Source organism: Amycolatopsis benzoatilytica AK 16/65 (assembly GCF_000383915.1).
GTDB lineage: Bacteria > Actinomycetota > Actinomycetes > Mycobacteriales > Pseudonocardiaceae > Amycolatopsis > Amycolatopsis benzoatilytica.
In genome coordinates, this window is sequence record NZ_KB912942.1 from 2,104,229 (window position 1) to 2,122,283 (window position 18,055).

20 protein-coding genes are annotated in these 18,055 nt (G+C 69.6%); 8 read left to right on the forward strand and 12 right to left on the reverse strand.

The genetic code is table 11. From position 1 onward, the window contains the following. Nucleotides 1-2: 2 nt before the first annotated feature. The 6 genes from AMYBE_RS0109925 to fadD11 all read right to left on the reverse strand — a co-directional run bounded on the left by AMYBE_RS0109925 (nucleotide 3) and on the right by fadD11 (nucleotide 6,454). Nucleotides 3-1,070 (reverse strand): PDR/VanB family oxidoreductase, encoded by a 1,068-nt coding sequence (locus tag AMYBE_RS0109925; RefSeq protein ID WP_020659219.1) that lies wholly within the window; start codon nucleotides 1,068-1,070, stop codon nucleotides 3-5. Continuing rightward, a complete protein-coding gene (locus tag AMYBE_RS0109930) occupies nucleotides 1,067-1,957 on the reverse strand; it encodes a metal-dependent hydrolase (protein WP_020659220.1) in 891 nt (296 codons plus the stop codon). Before AMYBE_RS0109930 ends, AMYBE_RS0109925 begins: the two co-directional genes overlap by 4 nt. A gap of 72 nt (nucleotides 1,958-2,029) precedes the next feature. After that, on the reverse strand, nucleotides 2,030-2,866 hold the full coding sequence (locus AMYBE_RS0109935) for an enoyl-CoA hydratase-related protein (RefSeq protein ID WP_020659221.1): 837 nt from the start codon (nucleotides 2,864-2,866) through the stop codon (nucleotides 2,030-2,032). A 17-nt stretch (nucleotides 2,867-2,883) separates the two neighbouring features. After that, nucleotides 2,884-4,371 (reverse strand): aldehyde dehydrogenase family protein, encoded by a 1,488-nt coding sequence (locus AMYBE_RS0109940; protein WP_020659222.1) that lies wholly within the window; start codon nucleotides 4,369-4,371, stop codon nucleotides 2,884-2,886. Continuing rightward, the gene (locus AMYBE_RS0109945; protein WP_020659223.1) at nucleotides 4,368-4,631 is read right to left on the reverse strand and encodes a hypothetical protein; all 264 of its coding nucleotides are present in this window, start codon (nucleotides 4,629-4,631) and stop codon (nucleotides 4,368-4,370) included. The genes AMYBE_RS0109940 and AMYBE_RS0109945 overlap by 4 nt, the downstream gene beginning before the upstream one ends. Nucleotides 4,632-4,633: 2 nt before the next feature. Then, complete coding sequence (gene fadD11 / locus AMYBE_RS0109950) at nucleotides 4,634-6,454, reverse strand: fatty acid--CoA ligase FadD11 (protein WP_020659224.1); 1,821 nt, start codon at nucleotides 6,452-6,454, stop codon at nucleotides 4,634-4,636. A 121-nt stretch (nucleotides 6,455-6,575) separates the two neighbouring features. Between fadD11 and AMYBE_RS41350 the strand changes: the two genes are divergently transcribed. Further along, entirely contained in the window at nucleotides 6,576-7,211 is a 636-nt protein-coding gene (locus AMYBE_RS41350; RefSeq protein ID WP_020659225.1) for a TetR/AcrR family transcriptional regulator, read from the forward strand. A gap of 324 nt (nucleotides 7,212-7,535) precedes the next feature. On the opposite strand, the gene AMYBE_RS41355 is transcribed toward AMYBE_RS41350, so the two are convergent. Beyond that, a complete protein-coding gene (locus AMYBE_RS41355) occupies nucleotides 7,536-7,940 on the reverse strand; it encodes a hypothetical protein (protein WP_027927534.1) in 405 nt (134 codons plus the stop codon). 265 nt (nucleotides 7,941-8,205) lie between these two features. Here AMYBE_RS41355 and AMYBE_RS46080 point away from each other — a divergent pair, with 265 nt between their 5' ends. Together AMYBE_RS46080 and AMYBE_RS46085 are read left to right on the forward strand one after the other, a co-directional pair. Continuing rightward, nucleotides 8,206-9,249: an endonuclease/exonuclease/phosphatase family protein gene (locus AMYBE_RS46080; protein ID WP_020659227.1), complete on the forward strand. Its 1,044-nt coding sequence runs from the start codon at nucleotides 8,206-8,208 to the stop codon at nucleotides 9,247-9,249. 450 nt (nucleotides 9,250-9,699) lie between these two features. After that, entirely contained in the window at nucleotides 9,700-9,966 is a 267-nt protein-coding gene (locus tag AMYBE_RS46085; protein WP_245573173.1) for an aldehyde dehydrogenase family protein, read from the forward strand. A gap of 103 nt (nucleotides 9,967-10,069) precedes the next feature. Here the strand turns inward: AMYBE_RS46085 and AMYBE_RS0109975 are convergent, their stop codons facing one another. Both AMYBE_RS0109975 and AMYBE_RS0109980 read right to left on the reverse strand, forming a co-directional pair. Next, nucleotides 10,070-10,528: a hypothetical protein gene (locus AMYBE_RS0109975; RefSeq protein ID WP_154676156.1), complete on the reverse strand. Its 459-nt coding sequence runs from the start codon at nucleotides 10,526-10,528 to the stop codon at nucleotides 10,070-10,072. A gap of 183 nt (nucleotides 10,529-10,711) precedes the next feature. After that, nucleotides 10,712-11,308, reverse strand: a complete 597-nt coding sequence (locus tag AMYBE_RS0109980) for a CGNR zinc finger domain-containing protein (RefSeq protein WP_020659230.1) — start codon at nucleotides 11,306-11,308, stop codon at nucleotides 10,712-10,714. A gap of 210 nt (nucleotides 11,309-11,518) precedes the next feature. On the opposite strand from AMYBE_RS0109980, the gene AMYBE_RS0109985 reads away from it, so the two are divergent. Next, entirely contained in the window at nucleotides 11,519-12,640 is a 1,122-nt protein-coding gene (locus tag AMYBE_RS0109985) for an epoxide hydrolase family protein (RefSeq protein ID WP_020659231.1), read from the forward strand. Between the two features lie 356 nt (nucleotides 12,641-12,996). Here AMYBE_RS0109985 and AMYBE_RS0109990 read toward each other — a convergent pair whose 3' ends face one another. Continuing rightward, a complete protein-coding gene (locus tag AMYBE_RS0109990; RefSeq protein WP_020659232.1) occupies nucleotides 12,997-13,497 on the reverse strand; it encodes a hypothetical protein in 501 nt (166 codons plus the stop codon). Then, nucleotides 13,494-13,679, reverse strand: a complete 186-nt coding sequence (locus AMYBE_RS0109995) for a hypothetical protein (protein WP_020659233.1) — start codon at nucleotides 13,677-13,679, stop codon at nucleotides 13,494-13,496. Before AMYBE_RS0109995 ends, AMYBE_RS0109990 begins: the two co-directional genes overlap by 4 nt. A 144-nt stretch (nucleotides 13,680-13,823) precedes the next feature. Here AMYBE_RS0109995 and AMYBE_RS0110000 point away from each other — a divergent pair, with 144 nt between their 5' ends. Both AMYBE_RS0110000 and AMYBE_RS0110005 read left to right on the forward strand, forming a co-directional pair. After that, on the forward strand, nucleotides 13,824-15,035 hold the full coding sequence (locus AMYBE_RS0110000) for a sensor histidine kinase (RefSeq protein ID WP_245573174.1): 1,212 nt from the start codon (nucleotides 13,824-13,826) through the stop codon (nucleotides 15,033-15,035). Next, nucleotides 15,032-15,715 (forward strand): response regulator, encoded by a 684-nt coding sequence (locus AMYBE_RS0110005; RefSeq protein WP_020659235.1) that lies wholly within the window; start codon nucleotides 15,032-15,034, stop codon nucleotides 15,713-15,715. The genes AMYBE_RS0110000 and AMYBE_RS0110005 overlap by 4 nt, the downstream gene beginning before the upstream one ends. A 148-nt stretch (nucleotides 15,716-15,863) precedes the next feature. Here AMYBE_RS0110005 and AMYBE_RS0110010 read toward each other — a convergent pair whose 3' ends face one another. Beyond that, a complete protein-coding gene (locus AMYBE_RS0110010) occupies nucleotides 15,864-16,778 on the reverse strand; it encodes an oxygenase MpaB family protein (RefSeq protein ID WP_020659236.1) in 915 nt (304 codons plus the stop codon). 77 nt (nucleotides 16,779-16,855) lie between these two features. Here AMYBE_RS0110010 and AMYBE_RS0110015 point away from each other — a divergent pair, with 77 nt between their 5' ends. Both AMYBE_RS0110015 and AMYBE_RS0110020 read left to right on the forward strand, forming a co-directional pair. Then, on the forward strand, nucleotides 16,856-17,482 hold the full coding sequence (locus AMYBE_RS0110015; RefSeq protein WP_020659237.1) for a TetR/AcrR family transcriptional regulator: 627 nt from the start codon (nucleotides 16,856-16,858) through the stop codon (nucleotides 17,480-17,482). A 57-nt stretch (nucleotides 17,483-17,539) separates the two neighbouring features. Beyond that, complete coding sequence (locus AMYBE_RS0110020; RefSeq protein ID WP_020659238.1) at nucleotides 17,540-17,791, forward strand: YrhK family protein; 252 nt, start codon at nucleotides 17,540-17,542, stop codon at nucleotides 17,789-17,791. Nucleotides 17,792-18,055: the final 264 nt, after the last annotated feature.

Sequence of the window (18,055 nt, forward strand, 5' to 3'; positions counted from 1 at the left end):
GCTCACAGGTCGAGGGTGAGGGGTCCGCCGGTCGATCGCGAGACGCAGACGAGCATGTCGGTCTCGCGCTCGGCCGCGCGCAGCCTGGTGTCCCGGTGCTCGACGTCGCCGGCGAGCACGCGCAGTTTGCAGCTGCCGCAGAACCCCTGCTGGCAGGAATAACGGACGCCGGGCCGGACCCGGCGGAGGGCGGCCAGCACCGACTCGTCGGCGGCGACCGGCACCGTCTCGCCGTGCCGTGCCAGATGCACTTCGAACGCTTTGCCGCCGACGACCGGCGGGGCGGAAAAACGTTCGCTGTGCAGCGATCCGGTCGGGTTCAGCTCGGGCTGCACGGTACGGGCGGCTTCGATCAGGGGCGGCGGGCCGCACACGTAGGTCGCCGCGCCGGGCCGCGCGTGCCTCAGGAGTTCGGTCGCGTCTGGGACACCATGCTCGTCGTCCGGGCGCAGGAGCACCCGGTCCGGGTCGATTGCCCGCAGTTCTTCGACGAACGGCATCGTCGCCAGAGACCGTCCGGTGTAGAGCAGTTCCCACTCGACGCCGCGACCGGCGGCCGCGCGCACCATCGGCAGGATGGGGGTGATCCCGATGCCGCCGGCGACGAACAGGTAGGACGATGCCGCGATCAGGCTGAAGGCGTTGCGCGGCCCGCGCACGGTGAGCATGCTGCCTTCGGTCACTTCTTGGTGCATGGCCAGCGATCCGCCGCCACCGCCGTCGATCCGGCGCACCGCGATCCGATAGCAGGTGCGGTCGGCGGGGTCGCCGCACAACGAGTACTGCCGCAGCAAGCCCGAAGGCAGGAAGACGTCGAGGTGCGCGCCGGGGACCCAGGCCGGCAGCACGCCGCCGTCGGTGCGGCGCAGCGTGAAGCCGCGGACGTCCGGCGTCTCGGCGGTCGTCGCGGCGACCCGCAGATCGAGGTCGAATCCGTGGCGCCGCACCGGGTTAGGCCGAGACAGATAGGGTGCCGCCGCGCTGTCGGCGAACACTCTGGCGTAGGCGCGAACGCCCTTGGCGATCGCCCGAGCGGCCCGTGCGGGCTGATAGCCGGTCGTTTCGGTCATGGCGTCGCCGCGCCCCGCGCCGCCGGCGACTGCGCGAGATAGCGCACGGCCTTGTCGATCGGGCCCATTCGCGAGGGATGGAACCGCGGCCGCAAATACTGCGGGATCTCCCTGAATATGAACCGGGTCCCCGGGATCAGCCCGGCACGCACCGCCTTGACGAACTCCAGCGGCCACGCCCAGCGGCGTTGGGCGACGGTCGGATCGCTGGCATACAGCCAGCTCGAGGTGTAGAGCCAGAGCACCAGGAGCCCGGCTGAGGCGAGCAGCGCGGTGCGCATCCGGCGGCCGTAGCTGCCGTCGACGTACTGGAAAACGTCGTAGGCCACGTTGCGGTGCTCCATCTCCTCCGCACCGTGCCAGCGCAGCAGGTCGAGCATCGTAGGGTCGACGCCGATCTCGTCGAGCCGGCGGTTGTCGAGCAGCCATTCGCCGACGGTCGCGGTGAAATGCTCGGCGGCGGCGTAGATGCCGAGCCGCTCCCGCAGCCAGGCTTCGCCCGCGCGGCCGGTCAGGCCGTGGTCGCCGAAGACCTTGTCCATCACGAACTCCATCAGCCGCATGATCTTCGAGACGTCGAAACCGTGCTGCTGCAGGTAAACCCGGAACGACTCGTGCGAGCTGGCGTGGGTCTCTTCCTGGCCGATGAAGCCGATCAGCTCCTCGTGCAGCCGGGGGTCGTCGATCCGCGGCAGCGCCCGGCCGAGCACGTCGGCCATCGCGCGCTCGCCCTCGGGCAGCACCAGGTGCATGACGTTCCAGAAGTGGGTGGCGTAGGCGTGGCCGGGGATGTACTCGGTCGGCACCCCGGCCCAGTCGAAGCGCACGTCCCGGGCTCGGATAGCGAGCGCTTCGTCCTCGTAGGCCGGCGGATTCCGTTCTGGCATGGCACATCACCTCTCAGTCACGAACATTGCGCTGTTTCCGGCCTGGCCCGGCCGGATTCGGCCCGGGCGTGGTCAGGCCGGGTGGGACTCGCTGTCCAGCCACGGCAGGAACCCCGGCAGATCGGCGCCGACCGTGCCGCGAAATTCCGGTGCCCGCTTCTGCAGAAACGCGGTGATGCCCTCGCGAGCATCGGGGCTCGCGAACGCATGCGCGATCAGCCGCGAATCGAGCCGGAAAGCCGGTTCCGGACTCGGCTCGCCGTGCATGTGCAGCAGGGCCTGCCGGATCACCGCCGCCGCCACTGGCGCGGTGGCGGAAACGATCTCCCTGGCGATGCCGTAGGCGGTGTCCAGCAGCAGCTCCGGCTCGACCACCCGCGATACCAATCCGGCGGCGAGTGCTTCAGCCGCGGGTATCAGCCGGCCGGTGAGCATCCACTCCTGTGCCCGGGAAAGCCCGACGATCCGGGGCAGGAACCAGGTCGAACCGCCCTCGGGGAACAGTCCGCGGCGGGCGAAGACGAAACCGAATCGCGCGCCGGACGCGGCGACGCGGATGTCGGCGGGCAGGATGAGCGTGGACCCGACCCCGACCGCGGCTCCCTGCACCGCGGCGATGACCGGCTTGTTCGCCCGGAACAGCGGCCGAGTGGCGCGCGACGCGGGTTCGACCCAGCCCGGCACGGTGAAGTCGTCGCCGCCTTCGCTCAGGTCCATGCCGACGCAGAAGTCCTTGCCCGCGGCGTTGAGCACGATCGCCCGGACGTCCTCGTCGGCGTCCGCCCGGGCGAACGCGTCGCCGAGTTCGTTCGCCATCGCGACCGTGTAGCCGTTGCGGGCCCCGGGCCGGTCGAGGGTGATCGTCGCGATCCGCTCCGCCACGCGGTAGACGATGGTCTCGAAGGTCATCGATGCTCCTGGGGCTGTCATCGGCACCGGCCGTGCAGCAGCGTGGTCAGCGCAGCGACGACCCGGTCGGTGAACTCGGTCCTAGTGAAGGTCGTCAACGCCAGCGGCGAGGGGAAGCGTTGCCGGGTAATGGCTTTGGGGTAAGTGAACTCGCGCAGCCCGTTCGGGCCGTGGACCCGGCCGAAGCCGGAATCGCCCACGCCGCCGAGCGGCAGGGCCGGTATCGTGGCGTAGGCGACGAAGGCGTTGACCGCGACGCCGCCCGCTCGGATCCGGCGGGCGATGTCCTCGCCCTGTTTGCGCGCGAAGACCGTGGCGCCCAGGTGGTACCGGCTGGCGTTGACCCGCTCGACCGCTTCGCCCATGTCGGCGACCCTGGCGACGGTCATCGTCGGGCCGAAAGTCTCGTCGGTCACCGCGAGCGCGTCTTCCGGCACGTCGGCCAGGATCGTCGGCTGGACGAACTGACCCGCGATCGCGTCAAGGCCGCCGAGCACGACCCGGCCGCCTCGATCGACCGCGTCCCGCAGGTGCTCGCGGATGACCTCCACCTGACTGGGCATGGTGACCGGGCCGATCTTGGCGGCTGGATCCGAGCCCGCCCGCACATCCTCGGCTGCCGCGATCACCTTGGCCAGGAACGCGTCGTACACCGCTTCGTGCACGTAGACCCGTTCGACTCCGAGGCAGGTCTGACCGGCGTTGGACAGTGCGCCCCAGACCGCGGCGTCGGCGGCCGCGTCCAGATCCGCGTCGGCGTCGACCACCAGCGCGTCCTTTCCCCCGCACTCCATCAGCACCGGCGTCAGCGACTCGGCGCAGGCGGCCATCACTTTCTTGCCGGTGGCGGTCGAGCCGGTGAAGCCGATCTTGTCCACCCCGGACGCGCACAACGCCGCCCCGGTCGCCCCGGAACCGGTGACCAGCTGCAGCACCGGATGTCCCGGCACGGCTTTGGCGAACGCCTCGGCCAGCCATTTCCCCACCTCTGGCGAGAATTCGCTCGGCTTGAACACGACCGCGTTGCCCGCGGCCAGTGCGCACGACAGCGAGCCGAGCGGGGTGAACACGGGATAGTTCCACGGCCCGATCACGCCCACCACGCCTAGCGGCGGGTACTCCAGCGTCGCCCGCTGGTTGATGGTCATCAGGTCGCTGGGCACCGGGCGCGGGCCGAGCACCTTGCCGGCGTTCTTGCTCGCCCAGGCCAGATGCTGCAGCCCCATCACGATCTCGAGCTTGCCGTCCGCTGGCGGTTTGCCGATCTCCGCGTGCATCACCGCGGCGAGCTCAGCGCTGCCCCGGGCGATTTCCGCCCGCCAGCGGCTCAGCATCCGGCCGCGCTCGGCGAAACTCAGCGCTGCCCACCGCGGTGCCGCGGACCGCGCGGCGGCCACCGCGTCCGCGACCTCGGCCTCGTCGTGCTCGGGGTACGTCCCGACCACCCGGCCGCTGCCGGGATCTCGCACCTCGAACGTGCGCGCATTCGCCTGGACCTGCGTCATCGGCGGGCTCCTTTCTGTTCGACCGCCGTGCGGACACCCCGGGCGACACTGCCCAGCACTCGGCTGTTGACTGCGCTGCTCAGCTTCAGGACCGGTGCCGGCGCGGGCACCCCGGTGTAGGCGAAGGTCCAGGTGAGCCGCGTTCCGGCGGGGGTGGCCTCCAACCGGAGGTCTTCGCCGAACTTCGTGAACAGCGACCAGGTCGCTGCGTCCCGCACCACGTCGCCGTCGGACGCGGCGAGCGGGTACCAGTTCGACATTGTCAGCTCCCTTGCAGCGCAACGGTTTCGTGCACACCGGTGCCTGGATCGCGGGCGTAGAGCGCCTCGATTTCGGCGGCGTACTTGGCGAGGATCGGCTTGCGGCGCAGCTTCATCGTCAAGGTGAGCTCGTCACCGCCGGGCTCCCAGAACGTCGGCAGGACCAGGAATCGGCGGATCTGCTCGACCCGGGAAAGCTTCGCGTTGCCCGCCGCGATCCCCGCGGTGATCAGCTCGATCACGTCTGGGTCTTCGGCCAGCGCCTCGGCGCTCGCGTCGGACATGCCGCGCTGTGCCGCGTACGCGGTCGCACCGTCCGCATCGAGCACGACGAGCGCGGTGTTGAACGGCCTGCCCTCGCCGATCGTGCTCAGCGCACCGATCATCGGCGCCGCGGCCTTGATCGTGTTCTCGATGTTCGCGGGCGACATGTTCTTGCCGGAGGCGTTGATGATCAATTCCTTCTTGCGGTCCACCACCCACAGGAAGCCGTCGTCGTCCCGCCGCACGATGTCGCCGGTGTGCAGCCAGCCCTCGGCGTCGACGGCCTCGGCGGTCTTCTCCGGCTCCTTGCGGTAGCCCCGCATCACCAGCGGGCCTCGCACGAGCAGCTCGCCCTCGTCGGTGAGTTTTCCTTCCATCCCAGGCAACAGCCGGCCGACGGAGCCCAGCTTGGCGTCGCGCGGATGCGCAACACTGGCCACGCAAGTCAGCTCCGACATGCCCCAGATTTCGGCGATCGGGATGCCGAGGCCGGCGAAGAACCCGAGAGTCTCCGCCGCGATCGGCGCGGCGCCGGAGATCGCCCAGCGGACCTGGTCCAGCCCGATCTTCCGGCGCAGCGGAGCCAGCACAAGGCGGTCGGCTTCGGCCCATTCAGCGGCGGCGTCGTCCGGCATGGCGGTACCGGCCAGCGCGGCTGCCCCCCGTTTCGCCGCGACGGCCAGCCCCTGCCGCAGACCTTGCCGGCGGGCCTCGTCCGGTTCCGCGGCGACGCCCGCCTCGATGGCCGCCTTCAGTTTTTCCCACACCCGCGGGACTCCGCCCCAGATCGTCGGGCGCACGTCCGGCAACGCCGCCGCGATCCGCCGTGCGTCGGCGACCGCGGTGATTTGGAGGCCGAAGACTTCCTGCAGGTACAACGTGGTGAACCGGTCGGCGATGTGCGCGGCGGGCAGGTACGAGGTGATCCGGTCGCCGAACTCCAGGTCCATCACCTGCGCGAACCCGTACGCCTCGGACATCAGGTTCGCGTGGGTGGATTCCACCCCCTTCGGCGTGCCGGTGGTGCCCGAGGTGTAGGTCAGAGTGGCGACGTCGTGCGGGCGCACGGCCCGCCAGCCTGCCTCGAAGTCGTGGTCCGCCGCGCCGCCCGCGATCAGGTCCGCGACGGTCAGCGTGCCTTCGGGTGCTTCGCCGTCGGCGTCGATCACCACCAGGTGCTCGATCTCCGCTCCGCTCGCGCGGATCCGGTCGACGTACTGGGCCTCGCAGCACACCAGCCTGCTGCCCGCGTTGCCGAGGACGTGCGCGAGCTGGTCTGTCGCCAGGGTGTTGTAGACCGAGAACGAGGTCGCGCCGACATGCTGCGCGCCGACCTCGAGCGGATAGAACTCGATCCGGTTGCCCATCATCAGCGCGACCGCGTCGCCGCGCCTGATGCCCAGCGCGGCGAGGCCCGCTGCGACCTGGCGGACCTGCTCCGCGTAGGCCCGCCAGGTCAGGGTCTGCGCCGCACCCGGAGTGCGCAGCGCGATCGCGTCGGGATCGATGCGCGCGGTGCGCTGGAAGGCTTCACACAGAGTGGCGGGCCGCTCAGGCATCCGAAGCTCCTCGCGATGTCGGGGTCGTCGCCAGACTCTACGATGCAACAAAGAATGTTGCAATGTGGCATTGGTGCAACAGTATTGGCGAAATGTTGCGAGCGACCCGTAGGCTGGGCCCATGACCGCCCGCTTCGACGAGCCGCACCCGACCGCGGGTTCCGCCACCGACCGCATCCTCGACGCCGCCCTCGCCCTGTTCGAGGAGGTGGGCATCCGCCGAACCACGCTGGAAGACGTCGCCGGGCGGGCCGGGGTGGACCGGGTGACCATCTATCGCCGCGTCGGGTCCAAGAGCGAGCTGGTCGAGGCTGTGAACGCCCGCGAGGCGCGCCGGATCTTCGCGTCGGTGTTCGACACCGCGGACAAGGAGGACGCCATCGCCGACCGGATCGCGGTCGCGTTCGCCACCGTGGTGCACACCCTCTGGAACCATCCGCTGATCAACCGGCTGCGAAGGCTGGAACCGGCGACCGCGCTGCCCAAAATGACAACCGAGGCCAGCGGCCTGATCCAGATAGCCGTGGCCGGCACCGTGGACCTGCTCGAGCGGTCGATCCGCGACCGGCAGCTGCCCCCGGCCGACGACCTCGCGGCCAGGGCCGAAGTGCTGGTCCGGATGGCGCACTCGTTCATCGTGACCCCGCGCGGTCACCTCCCGCTGGACGACGAACCCGGACTGCGCGCCTTCGCGCACCGGTACCTAGTTCCGATCGTCACGGCGGACCTGTGCGCGCGGCCGTCTTCGATGGGCTGAACTGGCGGCACCCCGGGCGCACGAACGCGTGAGGTCGAGATCGACGGGTGCGTTGTGCTTGCGGTCCGTGGGCCGGATCCTGTTTGGATCCGGCGCTCGGGAGGAACGCCGATGAACCGCGAACCGAATGGCCCGGGTCGCGTTAAGCGTGGCTGCAAAACGTCTGTTGCGGTGCTTCCTTCAGGTGCCGACAGGGAACGGCGGGGGAGGGGAACGACGCGCGGGATTGGATGCGCCTGAACGACCCGAATTCGCGCCTCGTGCAAGCTGATGGAACACCTTCGGCACATGGCCAGGCAGTCGGCTCGAGCCCAGCGGCAAGAGCTACTTCGTGGCGAGAGCGACGGCGGCGACGAGTGCGGACCCGGTACCGGCCATGGCGCTGACGGCTGCGGCGGCGTTGGCCGTGTTGCTCCAGAATTTGCCGAACAGTTCGCCCCATTTGCTGGCGCGGAAAGACATTTTCAGCTTCTGCCACTTGTGCTCGCGCAGGGAACATCCGAGCAGCAGCCCGTGGGAGTTCCGGCGGCAGGCGAGCCCGTCCCGGGTGGTAGCCATGCACCAGGCAGGCACTGCGAAGAGCGCGTACAGGATGGTCAGCGACGAGGCGATCAGGATGAAGGCTGCGCTCATGTTGCCCGATGTCCAGCCATATACGATTATCGGCAACAACAGATAGCCGAAGTAGCGGCCTGCGATCCCGGATGCTTTCTTCCGTTTCCTCCCCATGTTTTCCTATCGTAGGGACCGCTCCGGTTCGGCAACGCCGCTGAGCCCCGCTACGTTCGGCGACATCCGCCGGTCTGGTGGCCGAATCCCCTCAAGCCGCCAGGAAGCCCTGACCGGCCTACGGGGTGGACAATTGCCGAAGACCAGGGTGGAACCCGCGAAGCGCCGACCGTCCCGAGGGTTGCTGTAACAGCGGTTGTCCGGGCGGCGACTGCGTGGCATGAAGCGCAGCGGGATGTGGCCAGTAGTGTCGCGCTGGAGTGCGGTGGCGGTTGTGGCCGCGGTGTCCACCCTGGCGGCGGTTGTGCCCGCCCAGGCAGTGGGAGTGGGCCGGCCGTTGTCGGTGATGACGCGCAACCTGGATTCGGGCAGTGACTACGGGCCGATCTTCGCGGCGCAGACGGCGCCGGAGCTCGTGCAGGCCACTACCGAGGTGTGGCAGGAGGTCCAGGCCAGCGGCATCCCGGAACGGATGGGCGCGATCGCCGGCGAGATCGCCGCAGCCGAACCCGATGTGGTGTCGTTGCAGGAGGCCGAGCTCTATCGCACCGGCCCGCTGAGTGCGACGGGAACACCTCAGGCCCAGAACGTGGCCTACGACCAGCTCAGTCTGCTGATGAACGGGCTGGCCGCCCGCGACGCGCACTACCGGGTCGTGGCCGCGCTGGACGAGTCTGATGTCGAGGCGCCCACGCTGCTGGGCTACGACGTGCGCATGACCGATCGGGACGCGCTGCTCGTCCGCGACAACGCGCCAGCCAACCTGCTGTCCACCGCCAATGTCCACACTGGACACTTCACCGCCGAGCTTCGCGTGCCGACGCCGTTGGGCATTGTGCCCGTCGTGCGTGGCTGGATTTCCGCCGACGTCACCAGCCTGGGCCGCACCACCCGAGTGCTGGCCACCCACCTGGAGGCGTTCTCCGCGGAAATCGCCACTGCCCAGGCCGCCGAACTGCTCACCGGACCCGGCGGCACCAGCCTGCCGCTGGTCGCGGCCGCCGACTTCAATACCGGCCCCGGGGTCTCTGCTACCTATAGCGCCCTGTTGGGCTACGGGCTGACCGACACCTGGACCGCCACGAATCCCGCCCAGGCCGGCAACACCTGGCCGCTGCACCTGGAGGACCCGGCCACCGCCGAGTCCACCCCGACCCAGCGGATCGACCTGGTGCTCGAACGCGGACTGACCCCGGTCGCGGACTCCCTGCTCGGTGCCGCCACCGCCGACCTGACCCCGTCCGGACTGTGGCCCAGCGACCACGCCGGCGTCCTGGCAACGCTTCGCCTCGCCGCTGCCAAGAAATGATCGGCCAGGACGTGTCCGATGTCCGGGGCACGGCTGTCTAGGTCGGTTCGATCAGGCCCCCGAGCCGTCTCGCCGTGTCCGACTTGGACAAGCTCCTCCGAAGAACGCGGCCGGGCAGCAGGACACGTCGCCGGCCGCCCTCGTCCTCGGCCAGCACGGCGGGACGAGCCCGGGGAGCTCGGGCGCGGCACGCAGTAGCTGCGGTCCGGATGCTTCCCGCGTTGCGGTCGAGCAGTAGCGCCCGGACCCATCCGGCGCTTGCGCGCCAGCCGCGCGACGTGGTCGGTCGTCGGCCGTTCCTCGAAAGGACCCAACCTGGACACTTTCAGGACCGCGTCCGTCGCCGTCGTGGTCTGACAGGTGATGACGCGACCGCGACGAGCGTCCCGGGGGCCAACCGCGGGCGCGCCCGGAAACAGCAGTTCGACCTCGCCCGAGACGAGGGTGGCCTTGCAGACCCCGCACGACCCCCATCCGCATTCGAACCTCGCCAACGACACCGTGTTCGGCCTTGGCGGCGTCGTGTTCGGCAGCGACCCGAGCCAGGCTTTCGCGGTGGCCCAAAGGATGGACACCGGTTCGGTCGGGATCGGTTTCTTCGCCTCCAACCATGCCGCGCCCTTCGGCGGCCGGCGTGACTCCGGCCTCGGCGTCGAATACGGCGTGGAGGGGCTGGCGGCGTATCTCGCGTTGAAGTCGATCCACCGCCGAGCCTGACCTCGCGGCCGGTGCCGCGCGGTTCATTGCGCGGCGGGGCCGGATCGGCCGGATGCGGTGCAGCAGCCGGCCGATCCGATCCGCGGGTCCAACTGGCGTGCGGCTAAAGCACGACGACCGCGAACACGTCGGAGAAGGCGGCGGCGAACACACTGGTTTCGGGGTGGAAGATGCGCAAGGTCAAGGTCCCGGACGTGCTCTGCGCGAGGGTGATGTCGAAGTCGCTGTCCGGTGCGCACGGGGCGGAGGCGAGGTTCACCCAGACCCCGGCCTGGACCTGTGTTTGCAGGTACAGCGTGTCGCCGGCGTCGCTGCGGCCGCGCGGGCCGGTCGCGACGTGCCCGTGGATGCGGATCTGTTCTCCGCGGTGCACCTTGCCTTTGACCGGACCGGCATGGATCTGCATCGAAGTCTTCTTGCCTGCCGGCTGATGCGCGGCCGGCGCCGCAGGCCGGGGGACAGCCGCCTGAGCCGGCAGGGACGCCAGGCACAGGCCGGTGAGCGTGAGGGACAGGACGAGACCGGCCAATCGGGCGGGCCGCCGCATCGAGGTCGTAGTCATGGCTCCATTGCGCGGCACTGTCGATCATGTCGCGTTCTGGATCACCTGACTGTGGAGGGACGGGCCCCGAACGCCACCGACCCGGGGGACACTGTGACCGAACGGTTCCAGCCGCGCGCCCCGCCCACGGTCACCGGCTCGGACGGAGCGCGGAGCCGGTCTGACCAGGTCAGGTGCCGAGACTCAACCCTGGCTTTGCCGGCTCCGGTAGGCCGCGACGCTGGCCCGGTGCGCACAGTTTCGGGTGCAGTACTGCTTCGAGCCATTGCGCGACAGGTCAACGAAAGCGGCTCGGCAGTTCAGCCCGGCACATACGCCGAGACGAGCCGGGCCGAGTGTGGCGATCACGGAAGCCAGTGAGCTGAGCGTGGTCGCGGCCAGGTGCGCCGAGCAGCGGTCGGCATCGGAAGTCACCTCGGTCCACCAGCGGTCGTGCTCGTGACGCAGCGCCGGGGTGGCTCGGCTGCGACGCAGACCATCGTTGATCAGGGCCGCAGCCCCGGCCGCGTCGGTGTTCGCTCGTTCCAGCACGGCACGCACCGTCTCGCGCAACACGCGGACTTCCGCCAGGTCGGCGCGGGTGAGACGCCGTCGCGGACCGGCCCGTCGGTCCGCGCCCGAACCCGAATGCCCGGCCGGCCCGGCCGGGGAATGGTCGTCGAGGAAGTCCCGGAGCTGCGCCACGGTCTTGAGCGCGTCCTCTCCCTTGATCGGCCTCAAGGTGTTGGCGAGATCGACGGCCGTCTGGACCGCCGAGACGGTGTAACACGCATCAGGCATTTGACGTGTCTCCTCACCGTTCCTTAATGTGACCTCCATAATAGCTGTCACGTGTCACAACACACTCGGGAAGAGACGACGATCCGGTCCCGAGGGGCGCTGAGCGGCGGACTCGCCCTCACCCCGGCCTGGCGGACTGGCGCGTGAGCCGGTCGGCTGTTCCCCTGGCATCTGTCCGACCGCTCCTGAACGAGGAAGGAAGCACCCGCGATGGCCGCAGAGCCGTTCGAGGTCACCGTCACCGAAGCCGAGATCACGGATCTGCGTGAACGGCTGCGCCGGACGCGGTGGCCCGAGCCCGAGCCGGTGGACGACTGGTCGCAGGGGCTGCCGCTGGCTTATGCGCAGGAGCTGTGCCGCAGCTGGGCCGAGGACTACGACTTCGGGTTCGCCCGGCGGCTGAACGCCTTCCCGCAGTACCGCGACACCGTCGACGGGCTCGGCATCCACTTCGTGCACGTCCGCTCGCCGGAGCCGGATGCGTTCCCTCTCGTCATCACGCATGGCTGGCCGGGTTCGGTGCTGGAGTTCCTGGACGTCCTCGGCCCGCTGACCGATCCGCGCGCGCACGGCGGGGACCCGGCGGACGCGTTCCACGTGGTCGCGCCCTCGTTGCCCGGGTACGGCTGGAGCGACAAGCCGTCGACGACCGGGTGGGACGTCACGCGCATCGCGCGCGCTTGGGACGCGTTGATGGTGTCGCTGGGCTACGAGCGGTACGGCGCGCAGGGCGGCGACTGGGGTTCGGCGGTGTCCGGTGCACTGGGCGAGGTCGCGCCCGAGCGGGTCGCCGGTGTGCACCTGAACATGGGAGCCGTCGCACTGGGCGGCTTCGCCGACCCGACGCCCGCCGAGCTGGCGAATCTCGAAGCCGCGAAGGAGTTCCAGCGCACCGGCCGAGGCTACTCGGGGCAGCAGGCGACCCGGCCGCAGACGCTCGGCTACGGTCTCACCGACTCCCCGGCGGGCCAGGCCGCCTGGATCGCCGAGAAGTTCTGGGCCTGGACGGACAACAACGGCCACCCCGAAGACGCGGTGTCGCGCCAGCAGATCCTCGACGAGATCTCGGTCTACTGGTTCACCGCGTCGGCGACGTCGTCGGCGCGCCTGTACTGGGAGAGCTTCGCCAGCTTCCGGGACAAGGTCACCGCGCCGTCCGGGCTGTCGATCTACCCGCGCGATATCACCCGCCCGTCGAGGCGGGAAGCCGAGCTGCGGTTCACCGACCTGCGCTGGTTCGAGGAGATGCCGCGCGGCGGCCACTTCGCCGCGATGGAGCAGCCGGAGTCGCTGGTCGAGCAGGTGCGCGGGTTCTTCCGCCTCGTCCGCTGACAGTCGGTGCCAACTCCCGGAAACGCCTGCGCCCGAGGGGGGTTCAAATACGGCGGTTGCCATCGCGAGGTCGGACGATCAGCACTGCCCATACCGCTAGCGGACGGCACGACCACCGGCACGGCATCGAACGGACTCAGTGCCGCTACGAGCCCGGACAGCGAGCGGGTCCCGCCGACGAGGCTGGCGCGCCGCTTGTGGGAAACAGCCGGAGTGATAGGCGTCGCGAGCATGGGTGAGCGGGGCACATGGCCCTCCGTTCAGTGCTGAGCGGAGTCAGGCATGAACTGTGGAGGGAACCACGCGCGGGTGCTACGTCTCAGCGGGTTCCAAGTCCAAAGCCTTGACCGTGGCTTTCACAGCGCTGCCTGTTCAGTGGTTTCGCGCTGGGGGAATGGGTGGCGGATCAGTCGCGAGGCCAAGACTGTGCACACGATGGCGATGGGAATTTCCACGCATACTGCCATCACGATCGCGATAGCCAGCTCGCCCCCGGACGTCGCCGCGGTAACGTCGAACCAGGCGTCTGTCAGAAGAAGCGCAGCGGCCGCGGTGGCGGTTAGCGTGCAGCGATTGTCCGCCTGCTTCAGGAATCGACCGGTGGCGAACAGGGTCAGTGCCTCGCAACTGTCCAGACCGACCCAGGCGAGCGCCCAGTGACTGTCCATCGCCTGCTTCGGCAACGACATCGACAGATAAAGAATCCACGGGATCATGATCAGGCCCGCGGTGGCGAAGGCCCGGCCGAGACGTCGCGCGCTTCGCGTACCGGGTAAGTCCGGTATCGCCGACGAGTGGTCAGCGCTGCTGAGCGCTTCGATCGTGTTGGTGCTCCGACATTCCGGGTCCTGCTTCATGCTCGGGGAGAACCCGCCACTAGGGCGGCGCGCAACGCCGGACAGACCAGAAGCGGCCAGCGGGCACCGGAATCGGGCGGACCCAGGATCATCCGCACCGTCGTGGACAAGGTCACGCCGGCCGGGCCGTCGTCGTATTTCTTCGTCGCGTCGCGAGGATCGATCACCGGGGAAATCGTCATGACCACGAACCTAGGAACAGACCGCTGTCCGTCGCGTCGGCCCGCGGATGTCATCGTGCCCAAGGCCGTCGTCCCTGAGGTGTACCGGCGCGTACCTCCCCGGGGCGACGCGCAAAGCTGACGCCGTTGCATACGGTCTTCCGTATGGAAGAGCTTCTCCAGCGTCTCTCGACATCGAAGCGGGTGACCTGGTTGATGTCGCATGCCGTGGTGCTGGTCACCGCGTGCTTCTACGCGCTGATGCTCGGCGAGACGATGCCGACCCATGAGGTCGCGGGCTACGCCGGCCTGCTCCGGTATCCCACCCTCCGGTTCCCTCAGCTGGTGGGTCTGTGCGTTGTGCTCGCTCTTCCGGTTCTGCTGGTGCGCCGTCTGCCGACGGTGGTCTTCGTCATGATCCTGGGCGAATCAGTCCTCGGCGACCTCTTCGGCGCGCGGCCCTGGATCGTGCTTGTCCTGCTCGTCGCCTTGAGCGGGTACCTCGCCGTCCGGCGGCCGAAGGCTGCCGCCGTCGGCTCCGTCGCGGGCGTCGCGGCCGCGTTCGCCAGCGACATCCACTCGTACCCCGGGGAAACCCTCAGCGACGCGGCCCAATGGGCTGGGCAGTCCGCGTTGTGGTTCGCGGTCGCGTGGGTCTTCGGAGGGGTGTATCGCAAACGCCGTGAATACGTCGAAGCACTGGACGAGCAGCGGGCGGCCCGCGCCGTCGTGACCGAGCGGCTTCAGATCGCCCGCGAATTGCACGACAGCGTCGCGCACAGCATCGGGATCATCACGGTGCTGTCGGGAGCGGCGGCGCGGGTCGTTGAGTCCAAGCCCGAGCAGGCACGGCAGGCGTTGACCGGCATCGAGACCACCAGCCGGCAGACGCTACTCGAGCTGCAGCGCATGCTCGGCGCGCTACGCCGCGCCGAGCCGGACGACGCCCTGCCGCCTGCTGCTCCGCTGGCGCCGGCCGGCAGCCTGGCCGAAATCCCGCAGCTCGCCGAACGGACGGCCGACGCCGGGGTGCGGGTCCACGTGAGCTGGCGGGGCGAGCGGCGTCCGCTGCCGCCGGAGATCGAACTGTCGGCGTTCCGGATCGTCCAGGAGTCGGTGACGAACGTGGTGCGGCATTCCGGAGCGGCCGCGTGCCGGGTCGCGGTCGGTTACGAGCCGGAAGGCGTGACGGTCGAGGTGGTGGACGACGGGGACGACGGTCTCGGCGGCCCGGGCCGTCCGAAGCTCCCGGCGGCCGGCGGGAGCGGCTTCGGCCTGCTCGGCATGCGCGAGCGGGTCACGCTGTTGTCCGGCCAGTTCAGCGCGGGCCGGCGTCCGGAGGGCGGGTTCCGGGTGACGGCAAGGCTTCCGGCATGAGCGTGCGGGTGCTGCTGGTCGACGACCAGCCGCTGATGCTGGTTGGGCTCGCGATCCTGATCGGCGACACCGAGGATCTGGAGGTGGCCGGCCAGGCCGGCGACGGCCGGGAGGCCGTGCGCCTGGCGCGTGAGCTGCGGCCGGACGTCGTGGTGATGGACATCCGGATGCCGGGCATGGACGGGATCGAGGCGACCCGCCAGGCGACCGCCGAGCCGGATGCGCCCAAGGTGCTGGTGCTGACGACCTTCGACGACGACGAGTACGTCTACGGCGCATTGCGTGCCGGGGCAAGCGGATTCCTCCTCAAGAGCATGGCCCTGGACGCGATCCTGGACGCGATCCGCGTGGTGGCCGCCGGGGACGCACTGATCGCGCCCAGCGTGACCCGCCGGCTGATCGCGGACTTCGCGGGCGCGTCCCGCCCCGCGTCCCCCGGACCGGACCCCGAACCCGCCACGGACTCGAGTCTCCTCGGGGAGATCACCGACCGGGAGCGCGAGGTGCTGACACTGGTCGGACAGGGACTGTCGAACACGGAGATCGCCGAACGATTGGTGATCAGCGTGGCGACGGCGAAGACTCATGTCGCGCGTCTGTTCGCCAAGCTCGAGGCCCGGGACCGCGTCCAGCTGGCGATCATCGCCTTCCAGACCGGACTCGTGCTTCGCAGCCGATAGGGCAGGCGGAGAACGATTGCCGACCACGAGTTCATCGAGTCCTTTGCGTTGCAAGGACTCTGCGCGTCGATCGAGCCGGTGGGAAATGCCTGCGGCCAACGCGTTGGCCGAGTCCGCCAACCGGCTTCACTCCCGCCTCGGCTACCTCCTAAGCAGGGCAACCGCGGCGGTAGCCGACCGAATCCGGATCGTCGGTGTGGCCGCGCTGGCCGCCGAACGTGCGAACCAGGGAGCGATCGAGCGGAACCGGGCGGATGACGACACCGTCCAGATAGGACCGGCCCGCGAGGCGCACCGCCGTCCGGACCGCGAACCGGGGATCGGGCAGGCTGTGTACCCGACGCAGATTCGACGGGCTGATCGCGGCGAGGACTTCCCGCCCCAGCGGCCGGAGCGGGCCCGGCAGGACGCGCGCGGCGAAGTCTTCGGCGAGAGCTTCGGCGACCGCTCGACCGGCCGTGCTGGGGGCGAACTCGCGGCGCTCGTAGTCGTCTGCCCACTGCTGCATGCCGGCGCGGGTGGTGGGGATGCCGTTCAAGTGCTGTCGCTGGGCGACCGCCCGCCAGAACCGCCAATGGGCTTCGAGTTCCGCCGGCGTGAACGGCCGTGCTCCCAGAGCGAGCGCTACGGCCGCCGGGTCGAGCGCCAGGGTGCTCAACGTGTAGAGCGCATCGTCATTGCGGATCGGGAAGTGGGCGTGGATCTCGTTCATCCGCTCGATCCACGCGATGCCTTCCGGCGAGTCGGGCCCGTGGTCCAAGAGCTGGCCGAAGAACAGGATGGTGTCGTCGTTGCGCAGTGCCGTGTCGCGGATGATGTCACCGGTGCCGCGTCGCCACAGGATCCGGGCCATGGCCGGCACCGCGACCTGCTTCATGAACGCGATGGTGAACATCGCGAGGACCAGCCGCCGGTTGCCGTGCAGCACCTGCAGGCTGGACCGCGCGATCTCGACGTGATCCGCCTCCGGGTCCAGCCGCGCGATGCGCCGGCGTTCCGCGCCGCCGGTCCGCCAGCGGCGCCCGGCCGCTGTCCTCTCGATCGCCTTGCTCGCGCCAACCATCGACCGGCCTCCTTTTGACACTACGCCGTGTCAACTTTCACCATGCTGCCTGGAACGACCTCGTGTCAAGATGGGGCGTGGCACGTACCGTCATCCGCCCCCACCGCGGCGTCAGCGCCGAAGACCGCACCACCGCACGCCGGGCGCGCTTGCTCGCCGCCGGACGTGCGCAGGTCGCGGAGAACGGCGTGGCCGGCCTGTCGGTCGACGGCGTCTGCCGCCAGGCAGGGCTGACCAAGCGCTACTTCTACGAGAGCTTCACCGGCATGGACGCCATGCTGGCGGCGATGTTCGACGACGCGGTCGAAGCCTTGCGAGCCGCCTTGTCCGCAACGCTCGCATCGGCTCCGCCCGTCTTCGAGCAACGCGTACGCGAAGCGGTGCGAACAGTTCTCACGACCCTGTCGTCCGACCGTGGCTGGTCTCGGCTGTGGGCCGAAGCCTCCGCGCACCCAGTCCTGCGAATTCGCCGCAACGCCGCCCTCGACGGGTTCGTCGCGGCCCTGACCGGCGAGCTGGACGACGCAGGCCCCCAAGATCCCGCGACGACCCTGCTCGTCCTCGTAGCGGGCGTCACCGAGCTGGTCGAACGCCGCCTGCAGGACGACCTGGACATCAGCGACGACGCCTTGGTCGACCAGCTTGTTCTGATCGGCGTCGCGGCCTGCGCGCCGCTGCGGCCCGGCGGTGGCCAAACGGGGTAGAGGCGCACCTCGAATAATCGAATGGTTGTCCGCCTTCGGCGCGGGTAGTCCTCCGGAGTGAACGTCAAGATCTTCATCCGTGAGTTCCCCGTCGCGCACCTCGCCATCGGGGTGGTCGGCAACGTCATCTTCTTCGTCGGGAGTGTCCTGTTCATCTGGCATGCGACCGAGCTCGTCGCGATCTGGTTGTTCATCATCGGCTCGTTCGGGATGATGCTCGGCGCGGTCGGCCAGGCGGTCTACATCCACGAGCGGCATCGTCTCAACGGCGCACCCGGGGAGGCCGCCCGGTCATCGCTGCGGGGTTGACCGCAGCGCCGTCGCAGCGACGGCGGGCGATGCAGTGGCGGTCAGCTCGCGCCGAGGCCGCCTGCCCGATCGTGCCGCTGCCCGCATCGGTCAGGCGATGTCGCGGACCGTGTTGCGCAGCGTCCCGAGTTTGGTCACGTCGGGTTCCTCGGGCAAAGGAGCCGACCGCGGCGATCACGTAGACGGTATTGCTGGCGGGGGTATGGGGATCGTTGCCGTCGGGACCCTGCTGCACGACCGCCGACCCGCGGAAGCGCGGCGGGA